Here is a 23,216-nt window from a genome sequence, read left to right on the forward strand (position 1 = left end):
CGCTCATGACCGCCGCTTCACCCTGGTGGACGCCTGACGTTCACGCGGACCGCCGGCCGCGCCTGCTGCTGCGCAATGGCCTGGCGGCTGCCCTGCGCGACTGGTTTGCCCGCAAGGGTTTCATCGAGGTGGAAACATCGGCCTTGCAGGTCTCGCCCGGCAACGAAGCGCATCTGGCGGCTTTCGCCACGGAAGCGGTCGGCCCGGATGGCGCGCGCTCGCCGCTTTATCTCCACACCTCGCCGGAATTCGCCTGCAAGAAGCTGCTCGCCGCCGGCGAGGTCAGGATCTTCAGCCTGGGTCCGGTCTACCGCAATCGCGAACGCGGCCCCTTGCACCATCCCGAGTTCACCATGCTCGAATGGTACCGGGTGGGCGAGACCTATGAGAGCCTGATGCGTGATTGCGCCGATCTGCTGGCGCTGGCCGCGACGAGGGCGGGGGCGACGCGCTTTTCTTTCCGGGACCGTGACTGCGATCCGTTCGCCGAGCCCGAACGGCTGACGGTGGCGGATGCCTTTACCCGCCATGCCGGCATCGATTTGCTGGCCACCGTCGCCGCCGATGGCGGCACCGACCGGCACGCGCTTTACGCCGCCTTGACCAAGGCCGGCCTGCGAACCGCACCTGACGACAGTTGGGCCGACCTGTTCAGCCGGGTGATGGTGGAAAAGATCGAGCCGTTCCTGGGGCAGGGGCGCGCGACCATCCTGTGCGAGTATCCGGTCGCCGAGGCGGCGCTGGCGCGGCCAAGCCCGCGCGATGCCCGCGTCGCCGAGCGCTTCGAACTCTATTGCTGCGGCGTCGAGCTCGCCAACGGTTTTGGCGAACTGACCGATGCTGAAGAGCAGCGTCGGCGCTTCATCCTCGAGATGGACGAGAAAGAGCGCATTTATGGCGAACGTTACCCGCTGGACGACGATTTTCTCGCCGCCCTTGCCATCATGCCGCAGGCCAGCGGCATCGCGCTCGGCTTCGACCGGCTGGCGATGCTGGCGACCGGTGCCCGGAAGATCGAGGATGTGATCTGGACGCCCGTGGCGGAGCCGTGAACCGGTCAGCCACCGACTTTGCCCTTGATCCGCCCGCCAAGAAGCCGGCGTCGGCAACCTGCAATCGATCCACTGATTCCGGCCTTCGCCATTGCACAAGCCGGATTGGAACAATAGATGGTGGGCGGCGGCCATGGGCTGGCCGTAGCAGCAGGATCACAGGCATGACCGATACGCTTGATGCAGCAAAGTTGACCGACCGTGTCGCGGCCTTGGTCGAAGCTGCCAAAAAGGCTGGCGCCGATGCCGCTGACGCGGTTGCCGTGCGCGGCCGCTCGACCGGAGTTTCAGTGCGGCTCGGCAAGGTCGAGGGCACGGAATCATCCGAGAGCGAGGATGTCGCGCTGCGCGTCTTTATCGGCAAGCGGGTGGCGAGTGTCTCGGCCACCGCTGCGTCCGACCCGTCAGCGCTTGCCGAGCGAGCCGTTGCCATGGCGAAGGTCTCGCCCGAGGACCCCTATCAGGGGCTGGCCGATCCGGCGCTGCTGGCAAGGCAAACGCGCGATCTCGACCTGTTCGATGCCACCGAAGTGTCCGCTGACCAATTGAAGGAAGCAGCCCTTGCGGCGGATGAGGCAGCGCTTGCCGTCAAGGGCGTGACCAATTCGGCCGGGGCCAGCGCCAGTGCGGGTCTTGGCGGCCTGGTGCTGGCCACCTCGCACGGGTTCCTTGGCCACTATGTCGGCTCGCGTTTCTCGCGCTCGGCCAGCGTCATCGCCGGCGAAGGCACCGGCATGGAGCGCGACTATGAATTCTCCTCGCGCCAGCATTTTGCCGATCTCGACGCGCCGGCGGATATCGGCCGCAAGGCCGGCGAGCGCGCCGTGCGCCGCCTTGGCGCGCGCAAGGCGGCGACCGGGCCGGTCGACGTGGTGTTCGATCCGCGCGTGGCGCGCGGCATCGCCGGCCATATTGCCGGTGCCATCAACGGCGCCTCCGTCGCGCGCAAGACCTCGTTCCTACGCGACATGATGGGCAAGCAGGTTGCCGCATCCGCGATCACGGTCACCGACGAACCGCTCAGGCCGCGTGGCCAGGCCTCGCGTCCCTTCGACGGCGAAGGCGTCGAAGGCGAAAAGCTTCTCATGATCGAGAAGGGCGTGCTCAACCACTGGTTCCTGTCGACTTCGGCGGCGCGCGAACTGGGACTGACCACCAACGGGCGCGGATCGCGCAGCGGCTCTTCCGTTTCGCCGTCCTCCACCAATCTCGCCATCGAACCGGGCGAGCGCTCGCCCGAAGATCTGATCAAGTCGCTCAAGACCGGTTTCTATGTCACCGAAGTGTTTGGCCAGGGTGTCGACATGGTGACGGGCGAATACAGCCGCGGTGCTTCCGGTTTCTGGATCGAGAATGGCGAACTGGCCTATCCGGTCGCCGAAGTCACCATCGCCTCCAACCTGAAGACGATGTTCCTCAACATGGTGCCGGCTGATGACCTCGACCGTAATTTCGGCACCGCCGCACCGACGCTCCTGATCGAAGGCATGACCCTTGCCGGAGCCTGAACTGACCACCGCCGGTGCCCCTTCCGACGCCGCTGGGGATCTGCTGCTGCTGCAGGATGCCGCCCGCGAGGCGGGTCTCATCGCCATGCAGTACTTCGGCAACAGCCCGCAAGTCTGGATGAAGGGCGGCACCTCGCCGGTCAGCGAAGCCGATCATGCCGCGGACGCCTATCTGCGCCGCACCCTGCTGGCGGCGCGGCCGGACTATGGCTGGCTGTCGGAAGAGACGGTCGACGATGCGGCGCGGCTTTCGGCGCGCCGCACCTTCGTCGTCGATCCGATCGACGGCACGCGCGGCTTCCTGGAAGGCCAGCGCACCTGGTGCGTCAGCGTCGCCGTCGTAGAGCAGGGCCGCACGCTCGCCGGCGTGCTCGAATGCCCGGCAATGGACGAGACCTACTGGGCGCTGCCCGGCCAGGGCGCGTTCCGCAACGGCAAGCGCATCGCGGTGCGGGCGCTTGGCGACAAGGCCGAGATATCAGGGTTGAAGCAGTTGATCGACCTGGTGCCGGCCGGCTGGCAGAAGCGACTGACACGGGCGCCCTACAGCCCATCGCTTGCCTATCGCCTGGCAATGATCGCCAACGGCACGCTCGACGCCACCTTCGTCAAGCCGAACGCGCATGACTGGGACATCGCCGCCGCCGATCTCATCCTGCGCGAGGCCGGCGGCCGCTTGCTCGACCCGAATGGCCGCGCGCCGCTCTATGCCGGTGAGGTGACCCGCCACGGCGCGCTCGCCGCCGGCAGCGGTGAATTGCTGGCGGTGCTCGTCAACGTCATCGCCGGGCTGGATGCGTGAAAGCATTTTCGAAGGTTCCAAAGTCGGCGGCTTTGGTCTAGACCTGTCACAAACTCACAATATGTGAAGGACCGACATGACCGCGGAAGACGGTAAGAAACAGCTTTTGCATCTGGTGTTCGGCGGCGAACTGAAGAAACTTGGGGGTACCGAGTTCCGCGATCTCGATGGGCTCGACATTGTCGGCATCTATCCAGACTATCAATCCGCGCACACAGCGTGGAAAGCCAAGGCGCAAGCCAGCGTGGACAATGCCCATATGCGTTATTTCGTCGTTCATCTGCACCGCCTGCTGGATCCCGACAGCAAGGACGCCGGTTGACTTCGATGGAGCAGGACCTGGCGAAAGGGCCAGCCAGCGACGCCGCGCCCAAGGGCAGGGGCGGCAGCCGCACGACCAAGACCTTCTGGCGCAAGATACGCGAACCGCTCGCGCAGTCGCGATTCGTCAAGAACGCCATTGCCAGCCTGCTCGCCCAGTTCGTGCGCCTGGTTCGCCTGACCAGCCCGCTGGTCGCCGGATCGGCGCGCTTTTCGGGCGGTGCCTACGCCGAATTCGAGCCCGGCATCATCGCTTTGTGGCACGGCCAGCATCTTTTGACGCCGGCCTATTATCCGAAGCGCAAGCCGCTGGTCGCCATGGTGTCGCGCAGCGCCGATGCCGAGCTCAACGCGCTCATGCTGGAGAAATTCGGCATTGAGGCGGTGCGCGGTTCGGGCGGGCGTGACAATGCCAGGCATCTCGACAAGGGCGGGGCCAAGGCCTTGATCGCCCTCAAAAAGTCGCTCACGGCTGGCAAGAACGTCGCCATGATTGCAGACATTCCACACGGCACGCCGCGCGACGCAGGGCTCGGCATCGTTCTCCTGGCGCGCCTCTCGGGCCGGCCGCTCCTGCCTGTCGCCATTGCCACCAGCCGCCGCAAGGTGCTTGAAAAAAGCTGGGACAAGACCACCATCAACCTGCCATTCGGCCGTTCCGCTGTGACCATCGGCGAGCCGATCTTTGTGGCGGCGGACGCCGATGACGCCGAAATGGAGCGCAAGCGCCAGGAAGTCACGACCGCTCTCAACGCCGCGACCGCCGAGGCCTACCGTCTCGTGGATGGCCGGCGATGAGTGGCCGCTGGGCGCGCGCCATGCTGGGGGCATACCGTTTCGCAGGTGCCGCGGCCTATCCGCTGGTCGGACCGTATGTCGCCTGGCGCACCTCGCGCGGCAAGGAAGACCGCAACCGCCGCCGCGAGCGCTACGGCGTCGCGGGGCGTCCTCGCCCCGAAGGGCCTGTTATCTGGATCCATGCCGCGAGCGTCGGCGAAACCATAGCCGTCGTGCCCCTGGTCGAAAGCATTCTCGACTATGGCGTCAACATCGTGCTGACGACCGGCACCGTGACATCGGCCCAGGTTGCCGACGAGCGGCTTGGCGACCGCATCATCCACCAATATGTGCCGCTCGACCTGAAGCCGGCGGTCAGCCGCTTCCTCGATCACTGGCGGCCGGATCTGGCGATCATCGCCGAATCGGAAATCTGGCCGATGACCATCCTCGAGCTTGGCGCGCGCCATGTGCCGCAGGTGCTGGTCAATGGCAGGCTTTCCGACCGCTCCTTCAGCTCCTGGAAAAAGCGCGCCAACATCGCCGAGGCGCTGTTTGAGAACCTTGCCCATGTCGTTGCCCAGTCGGATGTCGACGGCGAGCGTTTCCGCGCGCTGGGTGCCCGGCCGGTCACTGTGTCGGGCAACCTGAAGGTCGACACCAATCCGCCCCCGGTCGACGAACGGGCACTGGCCACCTTGCAGCGGCAGATCGGTGGCCGCCCGACCTGGGCGGCGATCTCGACCCATGATGGCGAGGAAGTGGTCGCGGCGGAGGTCCACGCCACGCTGCACAAGCGCCACCACGGCCTGCTGACCATAGTCGTGCCGCGCCATCCCGATCGTGCCGAGGCCCTTGCCGCGCAGATTTCGGGCATGGGGCTGAAGATCGCGCGGCGCAGCAAGGGCGATCGCATAGGACCCGACACCGATATCCTGCTCGGCGATACGATCGGCGAGATGGGGCTCTATCTCCGGTTGACCGAGATCGCCTTCGTCGGCCGTTCGCTGACCTCCGAGGGCGGGCAGAATCCGCTCGAACCGGCCATGCTCGACACCGCGGTTCTTGCCGGCCGCAATGTACAGAATTTTCGCGAAGCCTATCAGCGGCTGATCGACAGCGGCGGCGCCAAGCTGGTGCGCGATCGCGACATGCTGGCCGGCGCCGTCAACTTCCTTTTGACCAACGAAGTGGCGCGCCATGAGATGATGGCGGCAGGGGTAGCGACTGTCGATGAGATGCGCGGCGCGCTGGCGCGCACGCTGAAATCGCTCGAACCCTATATCCAGCCGCTGGTCGTCAAGTCGCGCCTGAAGGGCGCGAACGGGCGTTAAGGTGGCCTCCGAAGCACCACCATTCTGGTGGCAAGAGCCGGACTGGAAAGTTCTGGCGCTGTCGCCGCTGTCGGCCGTCTATGCGCTCGTCGCCGGCCGCGGCATGCGGCGGGCCCGGCGCGAGAAGATCAAGGCGCCGGTTCTGTGCGTCGGCAATTTCACCGTTGGCGGCACCGGCAAGACGCCGGTCGCCATCGCGCTCGCCGAACAGGCCAGGCGCATGCGGCTAAAGCCCGGTTTCCTGTCGCGTGGCCATGGCGGCTCCTTCGCCGAACCGCATGTCGTTGATATCAGTCATGACAGCGCCAGGCATGTTGGCGACGAGCCGCTGCTATTGGCCGAACACGCGCCGGTGGCTGTGACGCCGAACCGCGCCGCCGGCGCTCGGCTGCTGCTGGAAAGGCATGGCTGCGATTTCCTCATCATGGATGACGGGTTTCAAAGCGCGCGCATCCATATCGATTATGCGCTGGTCGTCGTCGACGCCCGCTACGGGATCGGCAATGGCCGTGTCATTCCGGGCGGCCCGCTCAGGGCCAGGGTCGTCGATCAGTTGGTCTTCACCAGTGGCTTGCTGAAGATGGGTGAGGGCACCGCCGCCGACGCCGTGGTGCGCCAGGCGGCCCGCGCCGGCCGGCCGATCTTCGAGGCCCATACGGAGCCCAGCAGCAAGATAGGGCTTGCCGGCAAGCGCTTCCTGGCCTTCGCCGGCATCGGCCATCCCGACAAATTCTTCGACACGGTACGCGAGGCCGGCGGCGAGGTGGTTCTTTCAAAGCCCTTTCCGGACCATCATTTCTACGCCGAGGACGAGCTTGCCGAACTGGCGGCGACGGCACGCACCGAAGGCCTCGGCCTCATCACCACCGCCAAGGACGCCGCCCGATTGCGTCACGGCGCCCCGCAGGGCTTTCTCGACGGTCTCGACGTGCTGGAAATCGACACGGTTTTCGAGCTTGACCACGTGCCTGAGCGCATCATCGAGGAAACGCTCGATGCCTGGCGGCAACGCAAGCTTAGAGGCTAGAGAAATTCCAGGAAAAGTGTGAAGCGGTTTTCCTACAGGAATTGCGTCAAACAAAGAGCTGGAACGGTTAGGCGTTTCTGTGAAACGATGAACCGTTCTAGCTTCGCTTGCGCAGCTCCGGATGCGCTTCGATTTCGCGGCGCAGCGAGGCGGCGGCGTTGACGTAGGGCTCCTGCCTGGCGACGCTCCAGTATTTCAGCTCATCCAATGGGATGCTTTCCCCGGTCACGGCACAGCGCACGAACGAGCCGGGGCTGGTGACCTGGAAATCGCCATCGAGGTAGCGGATGCGGGCTTCCTTGCCGCCCGGGCCTTCGAAACGGTTCATCATGCGGTGGTGCCGAGGTTCATGGAGATTTCATCGCCACAAATCTCCGGCCAGGTCAAGCTCGCGACAAGCCTCGGACAATGCTGAGGCGCTACGAGAGGCCGAAAAGCGCTTTTATCGGGGGCATGATGGATATTTCTTCCGCCCGCCTGGCTTCCTTGCTCAAGGAGGCGATGACGCCGCAACCCGTGCCGTTGGCAAAGGCAGATCCTGTCAGGACGGCCCTGGTCAGGGAGCTGGTCCAGCCCCCGGCGCCCTCCCTGTTCGCGGAACGTACGGCGCCGGCCCTGTTGGCAATGCCGGCGGCGCCGATGGCCGTCAAATCGCAGCAGATTGCGTCGGCCGGCATCGTTGAGGCCTATCAGGCCCAGATCGAGACGAGGGACGAGGCGGCGTTGGCAACGGTCGTGGCCAGGAAAGCGGCGCCGCAAACCGAAACGCAGCGAGGCGCCATGCCACCCACGGCAACCGCCAATGACAACGCTCCCGCCAGGGCCGCGGGAGTGTCCTTGCTGTCGTTTATCCCACCGCAGGTTCCGGTCCCGAAAAACGCAGCCGCCCTGGGTACACCGGCGGGGCAGCGAAGGCCGGGCAATCAATCCCGTGGTGCGGCGCCGAACCCCGAGCGCCTGCTGGTGAGAATAGGCTTTGTTTCTATCATGACCGGCTTATTGGCAACCGTGATCTTCGGGTTCGTTCTGTTGCTGCTTCGCTGAGTTGCGAAGCGGTTGACGGGTTGGCCGGCCTGGAGGCCTATCGATCCGCCTCGATAAACGCTTCGATCTTCTCGGGCGCCAATCCAGCCTGCTGCGCGATGCGGCGCGCGAGATCGGCCGCGGCCGTGCGTGGCCGTCCCATTGGCCGGTCTAGCCAGTAGGACACCGGATTGAGCGCGGTGCGCTCTTCGACCGCGGCGATGCGGCCCGATTTCAGCTGATGCCCGGTCAGCGGGGGACGTGCCAATGCGATGCCGAGCCCGTAGGCGGCGGCGTCCAGAACCAGATTATAGTCCTCGAAGCGCCGGTCCTGCGGACGCGGACGATAGTCCATGCCTTGTGCCGCGAACCAGGCGCGCCAGCCCGAGGCGTCGGAATCGTTGATCAGAGGGAATTTGAGCAGCCGTGCCGGGTCGCCGCGGCCGATCTCGCGTGCAAGCTCCGGCGAGGCGACAGGGAAGACATGCTCCTCGAAAAGTTTCACCGAGACGCGGCCCGGAATGCCGCCGCGGCCGCAACGGATCGACAGATCGATGCCTTCATCGGCAAGGTCGGCCTGGCGGATGTCGACATCGAGCACGATGCGCAGCTTGGTGGGATTGTTCTCCAGGGCCGCCATGCGCGGCATCAGCCACAGCCCGCTCACCGAGGGGATCGAGGTCAGCCGCACCACTGCGGTGCCGCGCGGCTCGACCCAGCGGTCGGAATGGGTCGATATCAGCGCGAAAGCCTCGGACGTGCGCAGATACAGCCGGTTGCCTTCGATCGTCAACGTCACCCCGCGCGCGCCGCGATCGAACACCTTCAGCCCCAGCCAGTCCTCGAGCTTGGCGATCTGCCGGCTGACCGCGCCATGGGTAATGTTGAGCTTTTCGGCCGCCGCCGAAAAACTGCCTGTCCGCGCCGCCGCATCGAAGGCACGCAGGGTTTCGAGCGGTACCATTGTGTCTGAGCTGTGATCCATAGTCACAGGTGATCCTCGATTTGGTCGTTTGTCAACAAGCGGGAAAGGGCGTTTTGTGGCTTTCAGGACGGAGAACACGAGGACAATGAGATGAGCGCAATGACGGGCACGTTGAATCAGACACAGCGGATGGACACCACGGCCGCCGTCGCCGTGGCGTTGACGGTTGTCGGCTGGGCGTCCGCCTTTCCGGCGATCCGTGCCGGCCTTGCCGCCTTCCAGCCGCTGGAGCTTGGCGCCCTGCGCTTTGCCATCGCCGCGGTGCCGGCGGCGATCTTCCTTGCGGTCAAGCGCCCGGCGCTGCCCAGGGTTGGCGAATTGTGGCGCTTCGCCTTTGGCGGCGCCATTTTCGTCGCGCTCTATACGGCCATGCTCAATTTCGGCGAACTGACCGTCTCGGCGGGAGCCGCCGGCTTCATTATCAATGTCAGCCCGATCTTCACCGCCATCATGGCGATGGCACTGCTGGGCGAGCGTTTTTCGCGTCTGGCCTGGCTTGGCACCGCGATTTCCTTCGCCGGCATTGGCATCATCGCCGTGGCCGACGGCCATGGCTTGCACTTCAATGCCGGTGCACTGCTGGTGCTCGGCTCCGCGCTCTGCTCGGCCGTCAACACCATCGTCCAGAAGCCGTTGTTTGCCCGCCACCATCCGCTGACCATCGCGGCGTCCAACATGGTGCTCGGCGCGCTCTGCCTTGCACCCTTCCTGCCCGCCGCTTTCCAGCAGGCGGCTGCCGCCAACACCGCGGGTCTCGGCGCCGTCATCTATCTCGGCATCGTGCCGAGCCTGATCGCCTACGCGGCCTGGGCGACGGCCCTGTCGCGCCTGCCGGCGGCGCGTGCATCGAACTTTCTCTACCTGGTCTCGCCCATGTCCGCCCTGATCGGTTTCTTCTGGTTGGGCGAAGTGCCGACGCTGCTCGGCATCCTCGGCGGCGCGCTGGCGCTGGGCGGCGTCATCGTGGTGAATTTGAAGAGGTAAAACAGGAGGTTGGAGGCGTTTGCGGACTCAAACCAAAAACCCTTTTTCGCCAGCATGCAGACACCCCGCAGAAGCGCAGCTATGGTTAGCTGCCTGCACTGGGGGACGGAATGGGAAGACTTTTCATATCGGTGGTTTTCTGCCTGTTGGCGCTGACCGGGCAAGCCGCAGCGGGTTGGTATCAGGTAAGAAATTTCGAAGGCTCTATCGGATCGAACCCGGTTCATCTGTCGCTCCAAAGATATGACGGCTTCGGCAGCGGGATCACGGTCGAGGGAAGCTACTTTTATGATGCCAAGCAGAGCCCCGTCGCGCTCTACGGCAAAGCCGAAGGAACCAAACTCACGCTTTGCGAGATCGCGGACGACAAGGAATTGGATCGCGTGTTGGTGGTGGGATCAAAGACGCCCATCGACACCACGGGATGCCCGCTTTCCCTCGACATCAGCGAAAGTGGCGCGACGGGGGTCTGGGTCAAGGGAGCGGAGAAGTTCCCGGTCGTGCTTAAGCAGGTTGCGGGCCTCGACGATACGGCTGAGGGCAAGATCAATGGAATCGTCGAGATTCCCTTTTGGGCGCAGACGGCAGCCCATCGATTTGCCGGTGTCTTCACCAAAACCGATGCTGGCATCTGCATGACCAAACTGAAGGTCATCAGCAAGAAGACAAGGAAAGCCGTTCAGAGCATCCGGTTCGACGACGATGACTGCAATGCAGGCATGTTGATGACGCCCATCTATATGAACGTTCAAAAGCAGGACGAAGAGATTATTTCCGTGAATTTTCGCGGCGGAAACGGAGGCTATACGGTAGAGTATGGCCTCTCTTTCAAAACCGGAAAGTATCACCGCTTGGTGCACTGAGTGGGCTGCTTTATTCGTTCCGACTTCTGTGTCCGGAACTGCTCATCGCCGCCCGAACAGCCGCTCGATATCCGCCAGCTTGAGCTCGATATAGGTCGGGCGGCCATGGTTGCACGTGCCCGAACCCGGCGTCGCCTCCATCTGGCGCAGCAGCGCGTTCATCTCCTCGGCCTTGAGCAGCCGGCCGGAACGCACCGAGCCGTGGCAGGCCATGGTGGCGGCGATCTTGTCCAACCGTTCTCTTAGCGTTTCGACCGTGTCATTGTCGGCGATCTCGTCGGCGAGATCACGCACCAATTGCGGGACATTGGTTTCGCCAAGCATCGATGGCGTCTCGCGCACGGCGACGGCGCCCGGGCCGAAACGCTCAATGCCAAGGCCGAAGCGAGCCAATGTTTCAGAATGCATGGCGAGCCGCTCGGCATCCTCTTCGGGCAGATCGATGATTTCCGGCAGGAGCAGCATCTGCGAAGGCACGGGGCGCGAATGCAGGGCGTTCTTCAGGGCTTCGTAAACCAGCCGCTCATGCGCCGCGTGCTGGTCGACGATGACGAGCGAATCCCTGGTCTGGGCAACGATGTAGTTCTCGTGCACCTGGGCGCGCGCGGCACCCAGCACCGTGCCAAGCAGCGTCTCGGCCGCCTCGCTCTGCCCGGCGCGCGCATCGGCGCTGGCAAGCGGGCCGGTATCGAATGCGGCCTGGCCGGGTTCCCCAAAGCCGCCATGCCTTGCGCCGGCGCGTTCAAAGCCAGAGCCTTCGAATTGCATGTCGAGCGGCCGCTGCGACGAGCGCGAGGGGTCGAAACCGGTGGAGCCGGATGCGTGGAATGCCGCTTCGTAAGAGCGATGGCCGTTGGCCGGGCCGCCATGATTGTAGGGAGCGGCGCCCGGCCGGAACGCCGCCATCATGCCGGCGGCTCCGGTCGTGGCTGAGCGGATGCCGGCGTCCGCCAGAGCCTGGCGGATGGCGCCGACGATCAGCCCGCGCACCAGGCCCGGATCGCGGAAGCGCACATCGGCCTTGGCCGGGTGGACATTGACGTCGACGATGGCCGGATCGAGCGAAAGGAACAGCACCGTTACGGCGTGGCGGTCGCGCGGCAGCACATCGGCGAAGGCGCCGCGGATGGCGCCGGCGATCAGCTTGTCGCGCACCGGCCTGCCGTTGACATAGGCATATTGCTGCAGCGCATTGGCGCGGGTGAAGGACGGGATCGACACATGGCCGGTCAGATGCACGCCTTCGCGCATCGCGTCGATGGCAATGGAATTGTCGGGAAACTCGCCCCCCATCACCTGGGCGACGCGACGCAGGCTGCCTTCCGGACTGTCATCGGTCGCCGGCAGTTCCAGCGTCGAGCGGTCGGAACCGGCCAGCGTGAACCGCACGGCCGGGAAGGCGATGGCGATGCGCTTGACGACATCGCTGGTCGCCGAGCTTTCGGCGCGCTCGCCTTTCATGAATTTCAGCCTCGCCGGCGTGGCGAAGAACAGGTCGCGCACCTCGACCGTGGTTCCCCGATTGGCCGCCGCCGGCTTGACGGGCAGGACGCGGCCGCCCTCGATGCCGATTTCGGCGGCGCTGTCACTCAATGCCGTGCGCGAGCGGATCGACAGCCGCGACACCGAGCCGATCGACGGCAACGCTTCGCCGCGAAAGCCGAGCGAGCGGATGTCGTTGATATCCTCGGCGAGCTTGGAGGTGCAGTGGCGGGCAATCGCCAGCGCCAGCTCCCGTTGGGGGATGCCGGAACCGTCATCCGTGACGCGGATCAGGTTCAGCCCGCCGCCTGCCGTGACGATTTCGACGCGCGAAGCACCGGCATCGAGCGCGTTCTCGACCAGTTCCTTGACCACGCTTGCCGGACGCTCGATGACTTCGCCGGCGGCGATCTGGTTGATCATCGTTTCGGAAAGCTGGCGAATGGGCATGGGGCACTATAGGCGGATTCGGGCTTCGCGGGAGAGGCAGAATTGCGTTGGCGGTGGATCAGTTGGCGGTACGGATTTCGCGCACACCCTTGCGCAGCCGCCGACGCAGCAAATTGCGCAACGTCACCCCCTCGCTATAGCCGACTTTCGCGGCGATCTCGTCGACGCTGTCGGATGTGGTTTTCAACAAATGCACAGCCTGCTCGACGCGCAGATCCTGAAAATAGGATAGCGGCGTCTTGCCGAGCACATCGTTGACCCGTCGCGACAGCGTGCGCTTGCTGGCGCCGAGTGCCGTGGCTGCTTCGTCGAGATTGAACCCGGCGGCGAGATGGTCGCGCGCCCAACGTTCGAAGCGTTCGACCAGCGGGTTGGAATGGGCAAGGTGGTCGGAGATCGCATAGACCGATTGCAACGGCCGGCTGTCGACGATGAGGTATTTCGCCGTCAGCGCAGCGAGTTCCGGGCTTGTCTGGCGAATGATCATCAAAGCGAGATCGATGTGGCCGAGCGCGGCTCCGGCAGTTGCGAACTGCCCGTCATTGATCAGCATGCGCGCGGCATCGAGCCGCACTCGCGGATAAAGTTGCCGGAACATCGGCGCCAGCCACCACGTCGTCGTTGACGGCTTGTGGTCGAGCAGGCCGGTTTCCGCCAGGATGAAAGTGCCGATACAGGCAGCTCCGATGCGTGTGCCTGTTTCGGCGGCCGCGCGCAACGCCTTGGTTGCGTCGGCGATATCGCTCCGGTTCAGGGCGGCGGCAAGCGGGCCCGGCATCTTCTGGCCGATCGCCGGGATCACCAGCCAATCGGGATCTGGCTCGCTGCCCATCGCGACGACCGGTACCTGAAGGCCCTGTGCCGTGCGGACCGAGGCGCTCACCCCGACGATAGTCGTTGTGAAGCGGCTGGGCGGCGACACCAGCATTCCGACCAGTTCGTTGGCGGTGCCGAACACGTCGAGCATCGTGGCCAGTCCGGTGTCGAAGACGCCATCAAGCGCAAGGACGGAAATATTCATGGCAACAATGGTATCAAAGATGTCATTTTTGCCAATACGCTTTGCCACCCGATGCTGCAACTGTTGTTTCGACGGCCGCCTCGGCCGCACAAAGAGGAGAAGTCAAATGATCAAACTCGCATTGTTCGCACGCTTCGAAGCCAAGCCGGGCAAGGAGAAGGATGTCGCGGCGTTCCTCAAAGCCGGACTGCAGCTGGCCAATCGGGAAGCAGGAACACCGATCTGGTTTGCCTTGCAGCTTTCGCCAAGCGTCTTCGGTGTGTTCGATGCCTTTCACGACGAGGCAGGGCGGCAGGCCCATCTCACTGGCGAGATTGCAAAGGCGCTGATGGCCAATGCCGAAACGCTGTTCGCTGGCCCGCCGACCATCGACAAGGTGGACGTGCTGGGTCTCAAGAATGACGGTTCGGTCTGATCGCTCCAGCCCGCGAACGCAATCCGGCCACGCGTCGGATTGCATTGAACTCACGCCTGCGCCACCAGCCAATCCCTTACCTTGCGGGCATTCTCGCTGAGGTCGCGGTTCTTCGGCCAGATGACGTAGAAAGCAATGCCGGTCCTCATCACATGGTCGGTGACCGGCACCAGCAGGCCGGATGCCACGAGCCGCTCGACGAGATGCCGCCAGCCGAGCGCTATGCCTTGCCCCTCCATGACCGCCTGGATCACCAGGGCATAGTCGTTGATGCGCAGTCCGCGCTCGGCGTTGCGCAGGCTGGTTCCGGCGGATGCGAACCATTCGTCCCAGTTGGGGGCCTCGCGATAGGGCTCCTCAAGATGGATGAGCCGGTGCGCGGCCAGTTCCGCGACGGTCCTGGGCAGGCCGAACTTGGCGAGATAGCTGGGGCCCGCGACCGGAAAGATCTCCTCGTCGGAGAGCGGCATCGAATGATAGTCCGGCCATTGTCCGGGCACGCCTCCGCGCACGCCGAGCGGGATACCCTCGGCGATGATGTCGAGGTCGCGGTCGGCGGTCTGGATGCGCAGATCGATGCCCGGCAATTCGTCGCGGAACTGCTGCAGGCGCGGCATCATCCAGAAGGAGCCGAAAGCGGTTGATGCTGCGAGCGTCACATGGCCGCCGGTTGCCTGCAGGCGCAGATCCTCGGCCGACTTGCGGATGTGCGACAGGCCCAGCGAGACATCGGCGTGGAAGCGTTCGCCGGCTTCCGTCAGGCTGACCTGCCGATGACGGCGCTGGAACAGCTTGGCGCCGAGCTGCTCTTCCAGCCCGCGCACCGCATAGGAGACGGCTGCCTGCGTCATGCCGAGCTCGCGTCCGGCGGCGGTGAAGCTCGACAGCCGGCCGGCTGCCTCGAAGACGATCAGGCTGCCGGCGGAGGGCAGGAGGTGGCGCAAGCTTCGCATAAGCACAGCTTATACAGAAGATCAGGATTTTCCAGCGTCACAGCCATATTTCGGGTCGCTAACGTGTGTGGCGGGAAGAAGGAGGCTCCATGAACGCACCGGCCGTCGAATTGACCGAACAGACCCATCGCCGCGGCGGTGGCCGTCTTGGCCGCAAGGCGCTCAGAAGCGCTCCGATCGCTTCCTTTCCGACCTTGGTGCGCAAGATTCCGGCCTATGAGATCGTGCCTGACGAGGCGGTGGAACTGATCCACGAGGAATCGCTCAAGATCCTCGAGGAGGTGGGCTGCGAATTCCGCGACGACGGCGCGATCGAGCTCTGGAAGGCGGCCGGCGCCGATGTCAGGGAGACGCGTGTCCGCATCGACCGCGCGCTGCTCATGGAGCTCGTCTCGAAGGTTCCATCCGAGTTCACGCTCCATGCGCGCAACCCCGAGCGCACGGTGCGCGTCGGCGGCAAGAACTCGATTTTCGTGCCGATGTATGGCGCGCCCTACGTCCGCGACCTCGACAATGTCAGGCGCTATGGCACGCTCGCCGACCTCAACAATTTCCACAAAATGGCCTACATGGCGCCGGCGCTGCATTCCTCGAGCTCGGTCATCTGCGAGCCGATGGAGATAGCGGTGCCGAAACGGCATCTGCACATCATCCACTCGGCGCTGAAGCATTCCGATAAGCCGTTCATGGGCATAGTGACGTCGAAAGAGCGCGCCGAGGACACGATGGCGATGGCTGGCATCGTCTTCGGCGAGGAGTTCGTACGCGACAACCCTGTGCTGGTGGCGATCACCAACTGCAATTCGCCGCTGGTATGGGACGCCACCATGATCGACGCCATGCGGGTCTACGCGAGCCACAATCAGCCGCTGATCCTGGCGCCTTTCGCGCTCTGCGGCGCTTCGACCTCGGCTTCCGCCGTCGGCGCGGTGGCGCAGGTCAACGCCGAGGCGCTTGCCGGCGTGGCGCTGACCCAGCTCATCCGCCCGGGCTCGCCGCAGATCTACGGCCAGTTCATGGTCACGGTCGATATGAAGACCGGCGCGCCGATGGGCGGCACGCCGGAAGCCGCCCAGATGATGTACCTGATGGGCGCCTTGGCGCGGAAATACCGGCTGCCATGGCGCACGTCGGGTTTCCATGTCGGGTCGAAGCTGAACGACGCCCAGGCTGGCTACGAATCGAACATGCTGATGCATGCCGCAATTCTCGCCGGCGCCAACTATATCTGGCATTCCGCCGGCTGGCTGGAAGCTGGCCTGACCTGCGGCTATTCGAAATTCGCCACCGACTGCGAGCAACTTGTCGGCTGGTACAAATACGCGGGCGGGCTCTCCTTCGACGATTTCAAGGAAGCGATGGCGGCGATCCGCGAGGTCGGTCCGCAAGGCCATTTCCTCGGCACCCAGCACACGCTCGAACACTTCGAGTCCGCCTTCTTCATGCCCTCGATCATGGACTTCAATTCCTACGAGCAATGGAATGCCGAAGGGGCGAAGGATCACGACACGCGCGGCCGCGAGAAAGCGCGCAACATGCTGGCCGACTATGAGGAGCCGAAGCTGGACGAGGGGATTGCCGAGGGTCTCAGGGATTTGATCGCGCGGCGCGAGGAGAAGCTGCCGGACACCGTCAGTTGAGAAAGAACGGGCAACGACCCGACGGAACCAATGGGAGAGAGAAATGACATTCTTCAGAAGCAATGGCGATCGTGTCCCAAGCGCTATCGAGGCGATGGCGGAAGACGCGCGCGCGGGCCGCATGGACCGGCGTGAGTTCCTGGCCCTGGCAAGCGCCTTCGGCGCATCGACGGCCTTGGCCTATGGCATGATCGGTCTTGCCGCCCCGCAGCAGGCTCTGGCCGAGGAGCCGAAGAAGGGCGGCACGCTGCACGTCTCGATGTCGGTCAAGGCGCAGAAGGACCCGCGCACCTATGACTGGGTGGAGCTTGCCAATATCTCGCGCAGCTGGCTGGAGCCGCTGGTGCGCTATACCAGAGAGTTCACCTTCGAGCCGGTGCTGCTTGAAAGCTGGGACATCAACGACGACGCAACCGAATACGTCCTGCATGTGCGCAAGGGCATCACCTGGAACAATGGCGATGCTTTCAACGCCGATGACGTGGTCCACAACGTCACGCGCTGGTGCGAGAAAGGCGTCGCCGGCAATTCGATGGCCGCCCGCGTCGGCGCGCTGATCGACGCAAAAACCGGAAAGGCGAGGGATGGCGCGATCACCAAGGTCGATGACAACACGGTCAAGCTGAAGCTCAGCGAGCCCGACATCTCGCTGATCCCGAACTTCACCGACTATCCCGCGCTTGTCGTGCACCGAAACTTCGACGCCGACGGCGCCGATCCGATCAAGAAGCCGGTCGGCACGGGACCATTTGAACTGGTCTCCTACGATGTCGGCCAGAAGGCGGTGGTGAAGCGCCGCGAGAACGGCAAATGGTGGGGCGGCGAGGCGCCGCTCGACGGCGTCGAGTTCATCGACTACGGCACCGATTTCAATGCCACGGTCAACGCGTTCGACTCCGGCGAGATCGACCTCAATTTCGAATCGCCCGCCGACTTCATCGACATTCTCGACAAGATGGGTCTGCAGAAATCCGAGGTTGCGACGGCGACGACACTCGTTGCCCGCACCAACGTCACCCATAAACCCTATGACGACAAACGGGTGCGTAACGCATTGCAGATGGCCGTCGACAACAACGCCGTATTGCAACTCGGCTATAATGGGCGCGGCACGGTCGGCGAAAACCACCATGTCAGCCCCATCCACCCCGAATATTATCCCCTGCCGAAGAAGGAGCGCGACGCCGCCGGCGCCAAGAAGCTGATGGCGGAGGCCGGCCAGGCCGACTTCGAGCACGAGCTGATCACCATCGAGGACGATTGGCAGAAGAACACCGGCGACGCGATCGCCGGTCAGTTGCGCGACGCCGGCATCAAGGTGAAGCGCACTGTGCTGCCGGGGTCGACCTTCTGGAACGACTGGACGAAGTATCCCTATTCGATGACCATCTGGTACATGCGCCCGCTCGGCGTTCAGGTGCTGGCGCTGGGATATCGTACCGGCGAGGCGTGGAATGAATCCGCCTATTCCAATCCCGACTTCGACGCCAAGCTCAAACAGGCGCTGTCGCTGATCGACGTGGCCAAGCGCAAGGAGGTGATGAAGGACGTAGAGCAGATCCTGCAGGATTCGGGCGTCATCATTCAGCCCTTCTGGCAGAAGCTCTTCAGCCACACCAACAAGAAGGTCAGGAATTACGGGGTCCACCAGACCTTCGAAATGGATCTCCAGAACGTCTGGCTCGACAGCTGAAAGGAGGACGGGCAGGGACTTCATGAGCCGCAAAAAAGCCGATATGCAGGATGCGTGGTGTTGATTGCTTCAAGCCATCAAAAGCCGGAGATTCTGCATGAGACGGACAGTGCTTCTTGCCGCCCTTACGACAGCCTTGCCTGCAGCCGCCTTGGCCGGACCGGCGTCCGACGCCGTGAAGTTCTTCTATGTCCCGGCGGTCAGGTTCGAGGCCGACGCACAATACCGGGACCGCTTCACCGAGCCGGTGACGAAACTGTTCGATCTCAACGACCAGGCGACCAAGAAAAATCCCGACCAGGTCGCCTGTATCGACTTCGATCCTGGCCTGGATGCGCAGGATTTCGACCAGAAGACCGTCTCCAAGACCTTGAAACTGTCCGAGACGGTCGATGGCGATACGGCGCAAGTGGTGGCGAGCTTCAGCCTTTTTTCGGACGGAGACGATTCAAAGCGCGAAATGAACTGGTCGCTGAAGAAGGTCGGCGGAAAGTGGAAGGTTTCGGACATTGCCTCGAAGACCAGCGACTGGACGCTGAGCCAGCTCGAATGCATGGCGGGCCAAGATCCGGAGTGATGCGATGGCCCGCCGCGTATTCCTGGCTCTGTCGGCAATGTGCCTGCTGGCGGCGGGTTTGAGCGGCGCTGTTGCCCAGGGACTGTTCGGCGCCCCGCCGGCTAGCGCTCCGGCGCAGACGGCGCCGGGCGGCGGCGATGCACCCCCTGCAAACCCACCCGGCAACGCGGTGGAACCGGCAACGCCACCGCTGGCATGGCCGCCATCCGAGCCGGCCGCGCCCGTGTTGCCGGGCTCGCCGACGGCGATGGTCAAGCCGTTCTACGACCATCCCGGGCTGGAGCTCGATCCGACCCAGCGCAAGAATTTTGTCGACCCGGCCAAGACAGTGCTCGACAAGAGCGATGCGCTGCGGGCTTCGGGACAGGGCGAATGCCTCGACCCCAACATGGCGCTCGACAATGCCGACTACGACAAGCTCGCAATCGACAAGAGCCTGAAGAGCATCGAGGCGGTGAACGGCGATCAAGCCAAGGTGGTGGTCGCCTTCGTTGTCGAAGGCCATCAGCACCGGCTGGAGTGGAAGTTCAAGAAGGTCGGCGGCGACTGGAAGATATCGGACCTGCTGTCGGTGACGGGCGAATGGGCGCTCAGCCAATATCAGTGCGAATGATGGCTGAGCTAGCCGCGCCCGCGATAGGGGGCCACTCCGGTGTCCGGCAGCCAGGCGCCTTCGGGTGGCGCGCCGGTCTGCCAGAAGACGTCGATTGGAATGCCGCCGCGCGGATACCAATAGCCGCCTATGCGCAACCACAGCGGCTTGGTGGCCGCCACGATGCGGCGACCGATCATGACCGTACAGTCTTCATGGAAGGCGCCATGGTTGCGAAACGAGGTCATGAACAGCTTCAGCGATTTCGATTCCACCAGAGCCGCATCGGGTGCGTAGTCGATGACGATGTGGGCGAAATCCGGCTGGCCTGTCACCGGGCACAGCGAGGTGAATTCCGGGCAGGTGAAACGCACGATCGCCGGCGGACCGTCGCCGCGCGAAAACGGCACGGTCTCCAGGACCGCCTGTTCGGGGCTCTGTGGCGTCTCGACGTGGGCGCCGAGCTGGGTAAGGGTCTTGGTATCGATCATGGGCGGGATCTCTTTCGATTTTCGCCGCTCCTTAGCATCGGACCGGAAAGTGCGCAGCGGTTTTCGGATAAATCCGATGCTTAAATAGGAACTGGAGCAGCACATGTTGCTCCAACACAATTTGAAACGGCAGGAAGACGATGACCAGCAGCGACCCGCTTCTCCAACCCTACCAGCTTAAGCACCTGACGCTGAAGAACCGGGTGATGTCGACCAGCCACGAGCCGGCCTATTCCGAGGACGGCATGCCGAAACAACGCTACCGGCTCTACCATGCCGAAAAGGCCAAGGGCGGCATGGCGCTGACGATGACCGCGGGCTCGGCGATCGTCTCGCGCGACAGCCCGGCCGCCTTCGGCAATTTGCATGTCTATGACGACCGCATCGTGCCGTGGCTGGCCGAACTCGCCGACGCCTGCCACGAGCATGACTGCAAGGTGATGATCCAGATCACCCATCTTGGCCGCCGCACCGGCTGGAACAAGGCCGACTGGCTGCCGGTGCTCTCGGCCTCGCCGGTGCGCGAGCCGGCGCATCGCGCTTTCCCCAAGACCATCGAGGACTGGGACATCGAACGCATTGTTGCCGACTATGCGTCGGCCGCGCAGCGCTGCCAGGCCGCCGGCCTCGACGGCATCGAGTTCGAGTCCTACGGCCATCTGATGGATGGCTTCTGGTCGCCGGCCACCAATCATCGCGACGACGAGTATGGCGGCTCGCTCGACAATCGGTTGCGCTTCACCAACATGGTGCTGGATGCGGTGCGCGCCGCGGTCGGCGAAAAATTCGTCGTCGGCATTCGCATGGTCGCCGACGAGGACTTTTCGCAAGGCCTGTCGAAGGAAGAGGGCGTCGAGATCGCCAGGCGGCTCGCCGGCTCCGGCAAGGTCGATTTCCTCAACATCATCCGCGGTTCGATCGAAAGCGACGCGGCACTGACCAAGGTCATTCCTGTGACCGGCATGCGGTCTTCGCCGCATCTCGATTTCGCCGGCGAGGTCAGGGCGGCGACAAAGTTCCCGACCTTCCACGCAGCGCGCATTTCCGATGTCGCCACCGCGCGCCATGCGATTGCTACCGGCAAGCTCGACATGGTCGGCATGACCCGTGCGCACATCGCCGATCCGCACATCATCAGGAAGGTGATGGAGGGCCGCGAGCACGAGATCCGTCCTTGTGTCGGCGCGACCTATTGTCTCGACCGCATCTATGAGGGCGGCGAGGCGCTGTGCGTGCACAATGCGGCGACCGGCCGCGAGGCCGAGATTCCGCACATCATCGTCAAGACCGAGGGGCCGGGAAGAAAGGTCGTTGTCGTCGGTGCCGGGGCCGGCGGACTGGAGGCGGCGCGTGTCGCGGCCGAGCGCGGCCACCAGGTGACGGTGCTTGAAGCCTCGAGCCAGGCCGGCGGCCAGGTGCGTCTGGCGACGCAGAACCCGCGCCGCAAGGAACTGATCGGCATCATCGACTGGCGGCTGGCCGAGCTCGACCGGCTCGGCGTTGAAATCCGTTACGACACCTGGGCGGAGCAGGATGATGTTCTGGCGCTGGCGCCCGATGTGGTTGTCGTCGCCACCGGCGGCCTGCCGCAAAACCCGCCGCTGACAGCGGGCGACAATCTCGTCACTTCGAGCTGGGACATCATGGCCGGCAGCGTCAAACCGGCCGAGAACGTGCTCATCTATGACGACAATGGCGGCCATCAAGGCATGGGCGCGGCCGAGTTGATCGCCAACAGCGGCGCGAGACTGGAGCTGGTTTCGCCGGAGCGTTTCTTCGCTCCTGAAATGGGCGGCATGAACCACGTGCCTTATATGCACGCCTTCCAGGAAAAGGGCGTTACCGTCACCATCAACACACGCCTGCGCTCGGTGCGCCGCGAGGGCAATCAGCTGGTCGCGGAACTCGCTTCGGATTTTGCCGATGGCTGGCGCGGGGAGCGCAGGGTCGACCAGGTGGTGGTCGAGCACGGCACGGCGCCGCTCGACGATCTCTATCTCAGCCTGAAGCCGCTGTCGAAGAATGGCGGGGCGGTCGACTACGAACGTCTGGTCGGCGGCGGCGACATTTTCCCGGCGCGCAATCCAGGGGCGGGCTTCGTGCTGTTCCGCATCGGTGACGCGGTCGCCTCACGCAACATCCATGCCGCCATCTATGACGGGATCAGGTTCGGCCTGCGGATCTGACGCGCGGGTCTGCTCAGGCCGGCATGTTGAACGGCGTGATGATCTGGATGTTGGATGCGCCTGGCGCGACCGATTTCGGCAACGCGCCCTGTGCCCGCATGATGTGGATGCAGGCCGAACGCATGTCTTGCCTGAGATCGTGATGCAGCACGGCGGAGATGTGTCGGCTTCGCAGCAATTCGAGATTGTCGGCGTCGAGATCGTGGCCGATGAACACAAGGCAGGGCCGGTTCATCTCGGCGAATGCCTGCACGATGGAGGCGTTTCCGCCGCCGATCGAATACACGGCCGCAACATGGGGATGATGTGCCAGCGCGGTGCGGACCAACTCGCCCGTCGCGCGATCGATGCCGTGGCCTTCGCTGATGTCGACGATCCCAAGGTCGGGAAAGTTTTCGCGCAAGGCGCGGCGAAAGCCGATTTCGCGCTCCTCCTCGCCCCGGAACCGGTTACTGCTCAAGGTGACCAGGACATCGGCACGACGTCCGCCAAGCCATGCGCCGATCAGATAAGCAGCCGTTTCGCCGGCGGCGCGGTTGTCGATGCCGACATACGCCAGCCTCCGGCTGTTCGGCAGATCGGTGACCAGCGTCACGACCGGTATTCCCGACCGGACGACCCGGTCCACCGCGGCCGCTATCTCCGGAATATCAGGCGCCTTGAGGAAAATCCCGTTGCTGCCGCGACGAGCGATCGCGTCGAGCAGCGCGACGGTGTTCGCCGCCACGCGCACTTCGGCAAGGTGGTGGCGCGCGCGAAACACGGCAGGATGGAGGCCCGGCATCTCGGCCTCCAGCGCGGCGCGCACCGCCTCGGTGAAGCGCACGGGAGCTTCCATGACGAGATCCAGAATGAATTTGCGGCCCGACAGGCCGAGTTGCGAGCGTTGCGTTTCCAGTTCCCGGATCGCCTGGTCTATGCGGTGTATGGTGTGCTGACGCACGCCGCCGCGCACATGCAGGACGCGGTCGACCGTGGCGATGCTGACGCCAGCCTGCAGGGCGATGTCCTTCACCAGGAACGGATGCGACATCGGCCGT

The 23,216-nt window shown here is 64.2% G+C and carries 23 protein-coding genes; 16 read left to right on the forward strand and 7 right to left on the reverse strand.

The features are described 5' to 3' along the window. Positions 1-5 precede the first annotated feature (5 nt). The 7 genes from epmA (at position 6) to lpxK (ending at position 6,821) form a co-directional block, all read left to right on the forward strand. Positions 6-1,052 (forward strand): EF-P lysine aminoacylase EpmA, encoded by a 1,047-nt coding sequence (epmA, locus tag AC1VON_RS17520; RefSeq protein WP_483124330.1) that lies wholly within the window; start codon positions 6-8, stop codon positions 1,050-1,052. Between the two features lie 164 nt (positions 1,053-1,216). Then, positions 1,217-2,560, forward strand: coding sequence for a TldD/PmbA family protein (locus AC1VON_RS17525; RefSeq protein WP_483124331.1), 1,344 nt, complete (start codon positions 1,217-1,219; stop codon positions 2,558-2,560). Next, positions 2,547-3,362, forward strand: coding sequence for a 3'(2'),5'-bisphosphate nucleotidase CysQ (locus AC1VON_RS17530; protein ID WP_172351025.1), 816 nt, complete (start codon positions 2,547-2,549; stop codon positions 3,360-3,362). The genes AC1VON_RS17525 and AC1VON_RS17530 overlap by 14 nt, the downstream gene beginning before the upstream one ends. A 76-nt stretch (positions 3,363-3,438) precedes the next feature. After that, positions 3,439-3,684, forward strand: coding sequence for a DUF4170 domain-containing protein (locus AC1VON_RS17535; RefSeq protein WP_056562882.1), 246 nt, complete (start codon positions 3,439-3,441; stop codon positions 3,682-3,684). Between the two features lie 5 nt (positions 3,685-3,689). Then, positions 3,690-4,481, forward strand: a complete 792-nt coding sequence (locus AC1VON_RS17540; RefSeq protein ID WP_172351024.1) for a lysophospholipid acyltransferase family protein — start codon at positions 3,690-3,692, stop codon at positions 4,479-4,481. Continuing rightward, positions 4,478-5,794 (forward strand): lipid IV(A) 3-deoxy-D-manno-octulosonic acid transferase, encoded by a 1,317-nt coding sequence (gene waaA, locus AC1VON_RS17545; RefSeq protein ID WP_172351023.1) that lies wholly within the window; start codon positions 4,478-4,480, stop codon positions 5,792-5,794. Before AC1VON_RS17540 ends, waaA begins: the two co-directional genes overlap by 4 nt. A gap of 1 nt (position 5,795) precedes the next feature. After that, a complete protein-coding gene (gene lpxK / locus AC1VON_RS17550) occupies positions 5,796-6,821 on the forward strand; it encodes a tetraacyldisaccharide 4'-kinase (protein ID WP_172351022.1) in 1,026 nt (341 codons plus the stop codon). Positions 6,822-6,918: 97 nt separating this feature from the next. Here lpxK and AC1VON_RS17555 read toward each other — a convergent pair whose 3' ends face one another. Beyond that, the gene (locus AC1VON_RS17555) at positions 6,919-7,152 is read right to left on the reverse strand and encodes a DUF2093 domain-containing protein (protein WP_172351021.1); all 234 of its coding nucleotides are present in this window, start codon (positions 7,150-7,152) and stop codon (positions 6,919-6,921) included. Between the two features lie 125 nt (positions 7,153-7,277). On the opposite strand from AC1VON_RS17555, the gene AC1VON_RS17560 reads away from it, so the two are divergent. Then, positions 7,278-7,865, forward strand: coding sequence for a hypothetical protein (locus AC1VON_RS17560; protein WP_483124332.1), 588 nt, complete (start codon positions 7,278-7,280; stop codon positions 7,863-7,865). A gap of 37 nt (positions 7,866-7,902) precedes the next feature. Here AC1VON_RS17560 and AC1VON_RS17565 read toward each other — a convergent pair whose 3' ends face one another. Next, positions 7,903-8,829: a LysR substrate-binding domain-containing protein gene (locus tag AC1VON_RS17565; RefSeq protein WP_483124333.1), complete on the reverse strand. Its 927-nt coding sequence runs from the start codon at positions 8,827-8,829 to the stop codon at positions 7,903-7,905. Positions 8,830-8,919: 90 nt separating this feature from the next. Here AC1VON_RS17565 and AC1VON_RS17570 point away from each other — a divergent pair, with 90 nt between their 5' ends. Beyond that, positions 8,920-9,813: a DMT family transporter gene (locus tag AC1VON_RS17570; protein ID WP_483124334.1), complete on the forward strand. Its 894-nt coding sequence runs from the start codon at positions 8,920-8,922 to the stop codon at positions 9,811-9,813. A gap of 110 nt (positions 9,814-9,923) precedes the next feature. Further along, positions 9,924-10,676 (forward strand): hypothetical protein, encoded by a 753-nt coding sequence (locus AC1VON_RS17575; protein WP_483124335.1) that lies wholly within the window; start codon positions 9,924-9,926, stop codon positions 10,674-10,676. 42 nt (positions 10,677-10,718) lie between these two features. Here AC1VON_RS17575 and mutL read toward each other — a convergent pair whose 3' ends face one another. Further along, complete coding sequence (gene mutL / locus AC1VON_RS17580) at positions 10,719-12,608, reverse strand: DNA mismatch repair endonuclease MutL (protein ID WP_483124336.1); 1,890 nt, start codon at positions 12,606-12,608, stop codon at positions 10,719-10,721. A gap of 58 nt (positions 12,609-12,666) precedes the next feature. Continuing rightward, the gene (locus AC1VON_RS17585; protein ID WP_483124337.1) at positions 12,667-13,629 is read right to left on the reverse strand and encodes a GlxA family transcriptional regulator; all 963 of its coding nucleotides are present in this window, start codon (positions 13,627-13,629) and stop codon (positions 12,667-12,669) included. Positions 13,630-13,735: 106 nt separating this feature from the next. On the opposite strand from AC1VON_RS17585, the gene AC1VON_RS17590 reads away from it, so the two are divergent. Further along, on the forward strand, positions 13,736-14,044 hold the full coding sequence (locus tag AC1VON_RS17590; protein ID WP_483124338.1) for a putative quinol monooxygenase: 309 nt from the start codon (positions 13,736-13,738) through the stop codon (positions 14,042-14,044). Positions 14,045-14,094: 50 nt separating this feature from the next. Here AC1VON_RS17590 and AC1VON_RS17595 read toward each other — a convergent pair whose 3' ends face one another. Further along, positions 14,095-14,997 (reverse strand): LysR substrate-binding domain-containing protein, encoded by a 903-nt coding sequence (locus AC1VON_RS17595; RefSeq protein WP_483124339.1) that lies wholly within the window; start codon positions 14,995-14,997, stop codon positions 14,095-14,097. 89 nt (positions 14,998-15,086) lie between these two features. Between AC1VON_RS17595 and AC1VON_RS17600 the strand changes: the two genes are divergently transcribed. The 4 genes from AC1VON_RS17600 (at position 15,087) to AC1VON_RS17615 (ending at position 19,520) form a co-directional block, all read left to right on the forward strand. Continuing rightward, positions 15,087-16,637: a trimethylamine methyltransferase family protein gene (locus AC1VON_RS17600; protein ID WP_483124340.1), complete on the forward strand. Its 1,551-nt coding sequence runs from the start codon at positions 15,087-15,089 to the stop codon at positions 16,635-16,637. Between the two features lie 43 nt (positions 16,638-16,680). After that, on the forward strand, positions 16,681-18,330 hold the full coding sequence (locus AC1VON_RS17605) for an ABC transporter substrate-binding protein (RefSeq protein WP_483124341.1): 1,650 nt from the start codon (positions 16,681-16,683) through the stop codon (positions 18,328-18,330). 97 nt (positions 18,331-18,427) lie between these two features. Next, positions 18,428-18,907 (forward strand): DUF3828 domain-containing protein, encoded by a 480-nt coding sequence (locus AC1VON_RS17610; RefSeq protein ID WP_172351010.1) that lies wholly within the window; start codon positions 18,428-18,430, stop codon positions 18,905-18,907. Between the two features lie 4 nt (positions 18,908-18,911). Beyond that, positions 18,912-19,520 (forward strand): hypothetical protein, encoded by a 609-nt coding sequence (locus AC1VON_RS17615; RefSeq protein WP_483124342.1) that lies wholly within the window; start codon positions 18,912-18,914, stop codon positions 19,518-19,520. A gap of 8 nt (positions 19,521-19,528) precedes the next feature. Here the strand turns inward: AC1VON_RS17615 and queF are convergent, their stop codons facing one another. Next, the gene (queF, locus tag AC1VON_RS17620; protein WP_140768082.1) at positions 19,529-19,990 is read right to left on the reverse strand and encodes a preQ(1) synthase; all 462 of its coding nucleotides are present in this window, start codon (positions 19,988-19,990) and stop codon (positions 19,529-19,531) included. Between the two features lie 140 nt (positions 19,991-20,130). On the opposite strand from queF, the gene AC1VON_RS17625 reads away from it, so the two are divergent. Further along, positions 20,131-22,176 carry an oxidoreductase gene (locus AC1VON_RS17625; protein WP_483124343.1) on the forward strand — a complete coding sequence of 682 codons (2,046 nt, stop codon included), beginning with the start codon at positions 20,131-20,133 and terminating at the stop codon, positions 22,174-22,176. A 13-nt stretch (positions 22,177-22,189) separates the two neighbouring features. Here AC1VON_RS17625 and AC1VON_RS17630 read toward each other — a convergent pair whose 3' ends face one another. Beyond that, positions 22,190-23,209 carry a LacI family DNA-binding transcriptional regulator gene (locus AC1VON_RS17630; RefSeq protein WP_483124344.1) on the reverse strand — a complete coding sequence of 340 codons (1,020 nt, stop codon included), beginning with the start codon at positions 23,207-23,209 and terminating at the stop codon, positions 22,190-22,192. Between the last annotated feature and the right edge of the window lie 7 nt (positions 23,210-23,216).

The organism is Mesorhizobium sp. HAY1-8B (assembly GCF_056868045.1).